Origin of the sequence: Sporosarcina sp. E16_8, assembly GCF_017347095.1 — a bacterium.
Taxonomy (GTDB): Bacteria; Bacillota; Bacilli; order Bacillales_A; family Planococcaceae; genus Sporosarcina.
Genome location: NZ_JADPRZ010000076.1, coordinates 1 through 10,111 on the forward strand (window position 1 = coordinate 1; position 10,111 = coordinate 10,111).

General features: G+C 38.8%; 9 protein-coding genes and 1 pseudogene. 8 read left to right on the plus strand and 2 right to left on the minus strand.

The features are described 5' to 3' along the window. The first annotated feature begins 190 nt into the window (after positions 1 to 190). The 6 genes and pseudogenes from I2484_RS20105 to I2484_RS20130 all read left to right on the plus strand — a co-directional run. Entirely contained in the window at positions 191 to 520 is a 330-nt protein-coding gene (locus I2484_RS20105; protein WP_207152840.1) for a helix-turn-helix domain-containing protein, read from the plus strand. A gap of 118 nt (positions 521 to 638) precedes the next feature. Next, on the plus strand, positions 639 to 1,163 hold the full coding sequence (locus I2484_RS20110) for an IS3 family transposase (protein ID WP_207152841.1): 525 nt from the start codon (positions 639 to 641) through the stop codon (positions 1,161 to 1,163). Positions 1,164 to 1,214: 51 nt separating this feature from the next. After that, a complete protein-coding gene (locus tag I2484_RS22060) occupies positions 1,215 to 1,400 on the plus strand; it encodes an IS3 family transposase (protein WP_481886423.1) in 186 nt (61 codons plus the stop codon). Between the two features lie 221 nt (positions 1,401 to 1,621). Further along, a complete protein-coding gene (locus I2484_RS20120; RefSeq protein ID WP_207152843.1) occupies positions 1,622 to 2,608 on the plus strand; it encodes a DUF5067 domain-containing protein in 987 nt (328 codons plus the stop codon). Positions 2,609 to 3,151: 543 nt separating this feature from the next. After that, positions 3,152 to 3,433: a hypothetical protein gene (locus I2484_RS20125; RefSeq protein ID WP_207152844.1), complete on the plus strand. Its 282-nt coding sequence runs from the start codon at positions 3,152 to 3,154 to the stop codon at positions 3,431 to 3,433. A gap of 388 nt (positions 3,434 to 3,821) precedes the next feature. Next, positions 3,822 to 4,529, plus strand: a pseudogene (locus I2484_RS20130) (YitT family protein); the annotation flags it as partial. Positions 4,530 to 4,863: 334 nt separating this feature from the next. Here the strand turns inward: I2484_RS20130 and I2484_RS21890 are convergent. Both I2484_RS21890 and I2484_RS20140 read right to left on the minus strand, forming a co-directional pair. After that, positions 4,864 to 5,718, minus strand: coding sequence for an ATP-binding protein (locus I2484_RS21890; RefSeq protein ID WP_346014225.1), 855 nt, complete (start codon positions 5,716 to 5,718; stop codon positions 4,864 to 4,866). Continuing rightward, entirely contained in the window at positions 5,657 to 6,499 is an 843-nt protein-coding gene (locus I2484_RS20140; RefSeq protein WP_207152847.1) for a magnesium chelatase domain-containing protein, read from the minus strand. Before I2484_RS20140 ends, I2484_RS21890 begins: the two co-directional genes overlap by 62 nt. A 1,115-nt stretch (positions 6,500 to 7,614) precedes the next feature. Here I2484_RS20140 and I2484_RS20145 point away from each other — a divergent pair. Together I2484_RS20145 and I2484_RS20150 are read left to right on the plus strand one after the other, a co-directional pair. Then, positions 7,615 to 9,093 carry an S-layer homology domain-containing protein gene (locus tag I2484_RS20145; protein ID WP_207152848.1) on the plus strand — a complete coding sequence of 493 codons (1,479 nt, stop codon included), beginning with the start codon at positions 7,615 to 7,617 and terminating at the stop codon, positions 9,091 to 9,093. 400 nt (positions 9,094 to 9,493) lie between these two features. After that, a complete protein-coding gene (locus tag I2484_RS20150; RefSeq protein ID WP_207152849.1) occupies positions 9,494 to 9,661 on the plus strand; it encodes a hypothetical protein in 168 nt (55 codons plus the stop codon). Positions 9,662 to 10,111: the final 450 nt, after the last annotated feature.

Consider the following 10,111-nt stretch of genomic DNA (forward strand, 5'->3'; position numbering starts at 1 on the left):
TACAATTACATATTTATAAGACGTGGATTAGGTATTTACTTCAATATCTAATCTTCTTTGCGTTTTTATACAATTGGGTGAATTGTTCGTTGTTGTTTTTTGCACAGTGGTCGACCCCCTTATAATGGACATAAACGGGTATAGTATTGTATCTGTTATTTTTAATAATTCATGAAAAGGGGATGATACCATGGGTTACAGACCACGTAGGAAACCGAATAATTATACATCATCTGAATATAAAATAAAAGCAGTGGAGCGTGTCTTAAAAGAACGTATATCTACAAAACAATTGGCAGAAGAGATGAATGTCAGTCAAACTAGTATTCAACAGTGGGTTAAGCAATATAAAGATTTTGGACCCACTTTCTTTCTTAACAAAGATACAAAAGATAGATCCATGACTTTCGTGGATGCAGACGAATTGAAGCGTTTACAAGCTATCGAAATTGCTTTCGAAGAACAACGGATTCAGGTGGAAATCCTAAAAAAGTTCCAAACCTTTCTCAAACAGAAGTAACATCTGTTTACTATGAAGCCATTACAAGTTTGAGAAAGGAATATACAGTACGACGATTGGCAAAGGCATTTAATGTATCACCTAGCGGTTATTACGCTTATTTGAAACGTCCAAAAAAGTGCCTTCTCAACGCGATTGGCGAGATAAAAAGAAGATTCAATGTTTTTATGATGAAGTAGGTGGAACATATGGTGCGAAGCGAATCGCAGGCACGCTAAAAGAGCAAAATGGCTATGTGATTAACCATAAACGTGTCGTACGCTTAATGCATGAGATGAACCTATTATCAAAAGTGAGACGGAAAAAATCATCAATAGAGAAGAAACATATCGCCGCTGGCTATATTTATCCGAACTTGTTAAATCGCGATTTTAATGCATTTTTCCCGAATCACAAATGGGTAATGGATGTGACAGAAATCACATTTGGTGAGACAAAAATCTATGTCTCTGCTTTAATGGATCTCTTTAATAGGGAACCAATTGGATTTCAAGTTGGGTTCCATTCTAATACAGCAATGATGGAAGCTACGATTCACCAGGCAATGGTAGCACGTCAATTAACAGACTTGAGTCAAGTGATCATCCATACGGATCGAGGAAATGTTTATCGTTCTTACCGCTATCGTGAGCTATCCTCGTAATTGGGTTTCATTCCGAGTATGTCACGTAAAGCAAACTGTCATGATAACGCTATGATTGAATGCTTTTTCTCTCACTTAAAAGTCGAATATCCATTTCTCTTACCTATGCTTTCTGTTGAGCAGCTGATGGCAGATTTACCAAAATACGCATCATTTTACGCGAAAAAACGCAGCCAGAAAAGACTTGGTTATTTATCACCGTCATCTTTTTTAGCTAAGTATCATATGAGTGCTTAGTGGCACGAATTAAGCAATTGTTTCATGTCCATTTTTAAGGGGCTTGACCACAGGTACCTCTTTTTCGGTGAACCGCATAACAAATAGATGAGGCTGTTTTACAGTAATTGATGTCATATAAAACTAAATATAGATAAAGTTAGTTTTGATTGATATACTTGAAATGTAAAAGTAAAAATATAACAATATAACAATTTTCTTTTAATAAGGAGGGAAATAAGATGAAAAAAATTTACTGGCTTATCTTAAGTGTTGTGTGGATTCTTGGTGCATGTTCTACTAATGAGGATGAGGGGGAAGCTCAAAATAGTAGTACGAAAGTTAAAGCAACAGAAGAAACTTCCACGCTAGAAACAATTGAAGAAGATGAAAATTACTTAGTATATTCTGTAAATGGTTTAGAGTACTCAGTTCCTAAAAGTTGGGAAGAAAGGGGTTCTAATGAAACTACAAAATACCATTATCCTGAAGATGGAACTCTAATGGTTTCTTATTCTGAAGCGAGTGCTAGTATGACAGATGATGCCCAAAGACAAGGATTTATTGATGGTTTTTCTGGATCATTTGATAATTTTGAGTTAAAATCTGAAACTGAAATTATTATAGAGAATACTGGTGCATATCGCCATGAGATAAATATGGATTTGAATGGTGATAATTATAACGGTTCTATTGTTCTATTCGATTATCATAATGGAATTATTGCTTTAATGATAGCGACACTAGCGGAATCTGATAAGAATCATGATAATGAATTTGAATATATACTAAATTCTATACAATTCTCCGATGAAGTAGAGGTTGTAGATAATGCTTCTGAAACAGAAATTAAACTTGGTAAACTAATCACTATTGGTGATTATGAAGTTACTGTGCAATCAATTGAAAAAGGCATTGATTACAAAGGTAATGATAATTTAGTAATTACCTATGATTTTACGAACAATAGTGATGATGAGCAGATGGCAAGTTTTGCTGTCAATTTTACAGCGTACCAAAATGGAATAGAATTAGATCGGTCTATCATGTCTGATGACGTCGATTTAGGTATCGGGCAGAAAAAAATTAAACCAGGAGCCACTATTTCAGGTGTTCAAGCGGGGGTTATGTTAGACGATGATTCCCTAGTTACGATTGAAATGGATGAGTTAATATCCTTTGATGACTTAATTTTTACAATAGAAGTCGATCCGGCTAATGTTAAGTAACAGTGTTTGTTTACCAAATCGTCTACAACAAAAGGAATAGGAGTGCCTAATATTCTTTTAATACTTTAATATGCTAATTGTTTCTAGTATTTAGTGAAAATAAAGATACCTTTCAATTATTAACCCGTTCAGTTGTCTGGTACAATACGAAAATTAAACACACAATCGGATTGTTGATTAAACTTTTCAACAGTCCACTTCTGTTTTTATGTCATGCTGTAAACGATAACTGAACAATTTACCCTTTCGTCACTACACACAGATAATTTAGCATGATTACTTCTCTTTCTTGTCTTAAAACCTGTGCCTGTGCACTGCACAATTCAGACGCTAGTCAGACAATTCAAGAAGTGAATGAAAGGAGTCCTCTGGCGGAACGTAGCTGGAGGTTTTTTCATTCTCAATCCAATTTTTCACCACCTTTTGTTGCACGGGCGCCCAAACAATTATTTTAACTTCACACTTGGCCATAATGCGGCGCATGTGAAATGAAGGTTTCCTTCCTCTTTTGTCGAAGGTTGGATTATAGAGAGGGGCATACAATTGAAAATAAAACACTGTAATGATGACAAACTTGCTGTATTACTAAAAAAAATTCCTTTGATATCAATGCAATTGGGACATGCAAAAGTACATGGAACAGTGAGGGATTATTTAATTTCAAGCGAAACCAATATCGAGTTGGATTTTGTATGCGATCTGTTTACGATGTCGACTAAGGAAATTATTGAAAAGTGGTACGGTGGAGAAAGTGAGGCATTTAATTTACTCCATCAAATTGATGGAATCGAACAAAAGCACGATCAGTTTAAAGAAGAAGTATAATAAAAAGAACGTCCAAATTTCAGGTACCTGTACAGTGTTGTAGTATTCCTTCAGTCCACTGCAACTACATATTTATGAACAGGAGATTAGATAGGTAACTGATTATCTAATCTCTATTGGCTTTTTATACAATTGGGTGAATTGTTGTTTGTTTTTTATCACCGTCATCTTTTTTAGCTAAGTATCATATGAGTGCTTAGTGGCACGATTTAAGCAATTGTTTCATGTCCATTTTTAAGGGGCTTGACCAAGGAACTGCGGTATTAAATAAAAGTGAAAAACATGAATAAAAGTGGCATAATAAATCATGTAGAGCCGAATAGCGACCGAGATAACGATGCTATTTATCCTTATCCAAACGTCACTAAATGAAGGCTGGAGGGAAAAAATGAGTACAATTACTGGGTCAAAAAGAACAAAAAGACTAAAAATGGCATCACACGCGTTAGCCGTTATGATCGGTGCATTTATAACCGCTTATGGACTTGAGGCGATATTAATTCCAAACAATGTGTCAGACGGAGGCGTGACAGGACTAAGTATTGTAGGTTCACAATTATTTGGGTTGCCTCTTGGTATTCTGATTGCAGTGCTCAATATCCCATTCGTCATTTTAGGGTATTTTCAACTTGGTAAAAGTTTTGCGGTTTATTCTGTAATCGGTATCGCTTCACTCGCGTATGGGACGAGCGTTATGCATCGCATCCCCACGATTATAGAAGGAGATACGTTGCTAATAACAGTCGTTGGGGGGATTATCATCGGTTTCGGAATGGGGATAGCCTTACGAAATGGTGGTGCGTTAGATGGTATTGATATGTTAGCAGTACTACTTTCCCGACGATTACCTTTTGGAACAAGCGATCTTATCTTATTCTTAAACTTATTTGTGTTTATTGTCGTCTCGTTCGTATTCGGCCTTCAAGGAGCTTTCTTATCAGGAATCGCCTATTTCATCGCTTCCAAGGTGATTGCAATCGTTGAAGAAGGGTTAAGTGGTTCTAAGACCTTTAAAATTATAACAAATCAACCAGAATTCAAATTTCAAGTACCTGTGCAAGAAACTACTCTAGAAATTCACTACAATTACATATTTATAAGACGTGGATTAGGTATTTACTACAATATCTAATCTTATTTTTGTTTTTATACAATAGGTTGAATTGTTCGTTGTTGTTTGTTGCACAGGTACCTTTCACTAAGTTTCGTTTTCGTCTTGGCATTTTATAACCTCCCGTCCTCGTAGAGTGCTGTAGCAAAGTAAAGCGGAATGCGCCGCCCAGCTTCGACAGAGATAGCCGAACCGCCTTCAAGGATCACAGCCTAAGTACGCCGCGTTCTGCGGCAATAAGGAGGGATGCAGTTCAATCCCTCCCGGCTGTGTAACTCACATCCTGTTAGCCTGAGAGGAGTTGGCGCCTGAAGCCTTGTCACAAAGAAGGGAGCCGCTTCCAGCCAATTGCTTCTTGGAGCGCAGGGTCTGTAATTTCTTCTTGGCCTTCCAAGTCGGAGATTGTTCGAGCGATTCGAATCAGTTTCGCCTGTGTTCGGTTACTCCACTTTTGCTCAAAGCATGTTCGTTCGATTAGGGATGATTGTTCGCACGAGAGACCACATGTTTCATATAATTGCTGAAAAGGGACAGAGCCGTTAAGCCGACCATTTCCATAGCGTATCCGTTGAAGATGCCTAGCGCGTGTTGTTCGCTCCCTAATGTCGGCAGATGTTTCGATCGTATCATTTTGCTGTAAACCAACATTTTTCAACGTTAAGACAAAATCTAGACGGTCAAGAAGCGGTCCAGAGACTTTTAGTTGATAGTCAGTCACTTGTTTTGGTGTACATGTGCAATACCGCTCAAGTGAACCGAAATAGCCGCAAGGACATGGGTTGGTCGCAGCAATTAATATGATAGTAGATGGATAGGTAACCGTCTGTTTGACTCGACTGATAGTTACTTCACCTCTCTCAAGAGGTTGTCTCAGCATATCTAGCGTTTTTCTCGAGAATTCTCCTAATTCATCCAGAAATAAAACGCCGTTATGGGCCAGCGAAATCTCGCCGGGTTTTGGAAATGTCCCACCGCCAATTAAAGATATGGATTGGTGTCTAGACTGTAGGCGCCAACTCCTCGGGTCATAAGTCGTTTCGCTACGAGGGGAGAACGCCCTCTTCGCAAACCGCCTTATACCTGTCGGAGCTGAGCGGCGCCTTCCGCTTTTCTCATGAAGCGGAGTGATGGGGATTACGATATGGTGGCCGGCTGGAAAATCCACGCGCTTCACGTGCTAAATGGTAAATGCCATAGAGTTCGAGCATGTCTTCATGGGCTAAGTCAGGTAGTATTGTATGAAAAGCATCGGCAAGCATAGTTTTCCCGCACCCAGGGGGGCCTGATAATAGCACATGATGTCCGCCTGCAGCTGAAATTTCCATTGCCCGTTTTGCAACTTTGTGACCGCGGATTGAAGAAATGTCAGTTGATGATTGAAAAGTAGTGGATGATGCATGTTCTTCAACTAACAGTTGCAGGGGTTGATCGAACAGGAAAGAAGGTTGGCCCTGCAAATAGGAAACGAGTGCATCCATGGTGGGCAATGGTACAAGTTCCACGTCCGAAACTTTGCGTAAAAAACTAACGTCAATTGGGGGCAAAATGATACGTTTGAAACCAAGAATTATCGCTTGTTGAATGGCAGGGATCATTCCGTGGAACTGCATGAGTTCGCCATTTAGTGACAGTGCTGCTAGTACGCATGTCGAATCATCAATGGAAAGTGGTTTTTTCAGTACTTCTTGCATGACGGCAAGAAGCATGGCACAGTCAAATCCCGTACCGCTTTTTCTGACGTCTGCAGGCGACAAATGGATTGTGATTTTTTTCATTTCAATATCAAGATTTAACGTATGTAAACAACTAAGCACACGTTCTTTAGATTCCTTTATCGATGTATCGGGCAGTCCGATGATGACACACTGTTCTTTTTCATTTCTCACACTCGCCTCAACACGAACTACATGACCTTTCATCCCTTGAAGTCCAACACTCATAATAGATGAAGCCATTAAATAATCCCCCTTCCTTGTAAATTGACTCAATCATAATCCGAAAGGTCTAATTAATCAATGTGGTGGTAGAAAAAGTAAATAGCCAAATTAGGGATTTGACCCCGATATTCGTATAATTTAGGGTGCAAATCTCTAATTTGAGCCAAAAACAAGGCTTAAATAATTATTTTAGGGGGTTTTGGCGATTGGATCCAACGTTCATAGTAGTTATACATCTATGAAGACGCCCTCTTCGTAAACCGTCTTATGCCGATCTGAGCTGGGCGGCGCATTCCGCTTTTCTAGTTTTCTAGCTCCAGGCGCCAACTCCTTGGGTCATAAGTCGTTTAACTGCGAGGGTTGTGGACGCCCCTTACGTAAACCGTCTTATGCCTGTCGAAGTTGAGCGGCGCCTTCCGCTTTTCTAGGCTAAATCACTTCTTAACTTCACCAGCATCCGCCCTCTCCTTTTCTTTATTCCTGCAACCGTAATGCCGACCCTTTCAGCACATTCGGTAAGTGTGAACCGCTAAAAATAAAGCCTGTGCACCGCACAATTCAGACGCTAATCAGACAGTTTCAATGTAAGCGTAAAATAGCCACCATCTATTTTACGCATTTTGTTTATGCGATAATCTACTCAAGATAGTAACTGTGGGGGTTTTGCAATGAAAAACGCAGATTTGAATAAGGAATGGGCTATCATGGTATCTTGTCTGGAAATCTTGTGTTTTTATTCAATTGCAGGAATCGTTTGTCTTCATTAGTGCGCAGGCACCAAATTTAATGGATCAGAAAAAGAACTCTCCATACCTAGAAGAGTTCTTTTTCTATCAATCCTTTCTGATTCACATATGCCAGTATGGTATCTCCAACCGAACTGCCTTGCAGGTTACGCGGTCCATTTTTATAACCATAAATGGCTGCTACATTACCGGCGAACATTTACTCATAGGACCAAAACAATGGTTTTTTCATTTGCCAACTAACTATTTAACTTTATAGGTGCCGATTTTTAAATTCTTTTTTAAAAAAATTGAAACTTTTATTGAAAAACGTCGTCTGTACGGTGCATGACTACTATAAGTGGACTATTGAACTATTAAGTAGAGATGAAAAGGGAGAGATTGAAGATGAAGAAGTTATTTATCATACTGGGTGCACTTTTGTTGGCTTGCGGTCTACCGTTATCTGCAAGTGCGGCAAACACAACGCAATTCTCGGATGTGCCATCAACTAAGCATTATGCAGAAGCGGTTTATGAGTTAGCGGAACGTACAATTATAGGAGGTTATCCGGACGGCACCTTTAAACCTGGAAACTCTATCACAAGAGGACAGGCTGCTGCGATCATCTCAAAGCTCGTCAAACTGGATACGAAAAAAGTAAAGAATCCTGGATTTAAGGATGTTTCAACAACGAACGGTTATTATAATGCAATTGCAGCCATGGCAGAGAAAAAGATCATCAATGGCTATGGCAACGGACGTTTTGGGCCGAATGATCCAATTACGCGTGCACAAATGGCATCGATTCTCGTCAAAGCGTTTGATTTACCGCGGTATAGTTTCAACTTGTCTGAAAGTCCGTTTAAAGATGTGACACGGGGCAATGGACATGACCCAAATATTTTAATCATCTACAAAATGGCCATTACGACAGGGACTTCTTCTGACACATTCAGCCCGAATGCGCCGATTACAAGGGGACAGGCTGCTAAAATGATGAAAGCAACCGAAGAAGCGAAAGCCCCGATTGTTACATTACGGGCAAGGGACTTTGGCTGGAGCCAATTTAAGTCTCAATCTAATGAAGGAACCGATCCAGGTTTATACGAAGTTGTTTGGAGTAGTGAAAAATATGAGAAGGGGATAAAGGATACGATTTACTTAGTGCCTCTTAAAGAAGGCACTGGCAGATTCGCTACAGCAGTGGATTATGGACCAAATGCGGATAAGAAACACTATCGTAAATATTATGTGGATAGTAAGGAAGTAAACGGCCAGCTGAAGATGACGCTCGAACAGACAGAAGACTCTCTGACTACGCCTGCCAATATGAATGTTGAAGGTAAAAAGCAAGTGAAGAATGTCGCCCTTTCTACAATAGATGGAAAGAAACTCTCTGACAATGTACCGTTCACGAAATGTAATCTATTTTATCCCACTAACTGTCCTGAACAGATTGAAATGAATGCTGATGGCTCATCACGTAATATCTTCATAGATATTGAAAAGGAAGGTCAGTATATTGCCACAGTCCGTTTCGTAGACGGAGAAGAAATACGGTATGGAATTGAAGCGGAAAAACACAATCCTAGTTTTTCATATAGCATCCGTTCTATAGAAGAAATACCGACTGCTGAATTGGATATGGGGACAGCCTATACTATAGGAAAACATGTGCTTCCGAAAGGTCCTGAGGACATTGCTGAAGTAACGAGAGAACCGAGTACAAATGTATTTAAGGTTGTTGGTAAGAAAGAAGGCGCATTTACTATTAAGCTGCCTGATCATAAGAAACCACAATTATATGGAGTCAATGTAGGTGTTATGAAGATTGGACCTATTATTAATACGTACATCTACGAAGATATTGACACTGGAATGTAAGTGTAGATAAAAGACATTCTATCACTCTGAATGGAGGGATAGAATGTCTTTTTCTTTCTTGTAAGTTGTATTTGAAAAGCGATGCCTGTGCACCGCATAATTTGGGCACTAATCAGACAACTTAGGCGTCAAATGATAGGAGTCCTCTGGTGAAGTGACCGCTAAAAGTTAGAGTCGAATATATAGAGAGCTCCCAATTAAAAAAGTAGCTTTCTTTTTTAATTGGGAGTCTTTAAATCTATAAACACAACAAGAACTCTATTTTTAGATTCACAAAAGTTCAGTCTAAAAACATTCAGGTTATTTGCTCAAGTAAACTCCCACTTAAATTCCTTTTAATTATTATGTGATATTCTAGAAATAGAAATTATATAATTGGAAATTTTCGGAGGTGCTTAAAATGAATGCAAAGAAGAAAGTATTGTTAGGAATCATACTAGCTTTGATGATTTTTGTCGTAGTATTTCATGTAATTTTAGGAATAGAGTCAAAATGGATGCAGATTTTGATTCTATTTATTGTTTTTCTATGGGGATATTTTTTGCTTGGAAAATTTAATGATAAATAAGAGCGATGCCTGTGCACCGCACAATTCAGACGCTAATCAGATAGTTTCAATGTAAGCGTAAAATAGCGACCACCTATTTTACGCTTTTTGTATATGTGATAATCTACTCAAGATAATAACCGTGGGGGTTTTGCAATGTGAAACGTAGATTTGTAGAAGGAATGGGATATCATTTGTGTACTGTCTGAATATATTGCGTTTTTATACAATTGCAGGAATCGCTTGTCTTTATTGCTACGCAGGCTCCAAATTTATAGGAACAGAAAAAGAACTCTCCAGACCTAGAAGAGTTCTTTTTCTATCTCCCTTACTTCTATTGCACGACTACTAGTTAGGATGGCCTTTACTCAAATTTCAGGTACCTGTGGTTTGCCCCCTATATATCGGACGCAGTTTAATACTAGCTTTGAGATAACAAATGCGCTTCCAAGAAGGCTTTAGGTGTCTTAT

Coding starts and splice junctions, on each gene's coding strand:
- I2484_RS20105 (WP_207152840.1), top strand. CDS start 191: ATGGGTTACAGACCACGTAGGAAACCGAATAATTATACATCATCTGAA.
- I2484_RS22060 (WP_481886423.1), top strand. CDS start 1,215: ATGATTGAATGCTTTTTCTCTCACTTAAAAGTCGAATATCCATTTCTC.
- I2484_RS20120 (WP_207152843.1), top strand. CDS start 1,622: ATGAAAAAAATTTACTGGCTTATCTTAAGTGTTGTGTGGATTCTTGGT.
- I2484_RS20140 (WP_207152847.1), bottom strand. CDS start 6,499: ATGGCTTCATCTATTATGAGTGTTGGACTTCAAGGGATGAAAGGTCAT.
- I2484_RS20145 (WP_207152848.1), top strand. CDS start 7,615: ATGAAGAAGTTATTTATCATACTGGGTGCACTTTTGTTGGCTTGCGGT.
- I2484_RS20150 (WP_207152849.1), top strand. CDS start 9,494: ATGAATGCAAAGAAGAAAGTATTGTTAGGAATCATACTAGCTTTGATG.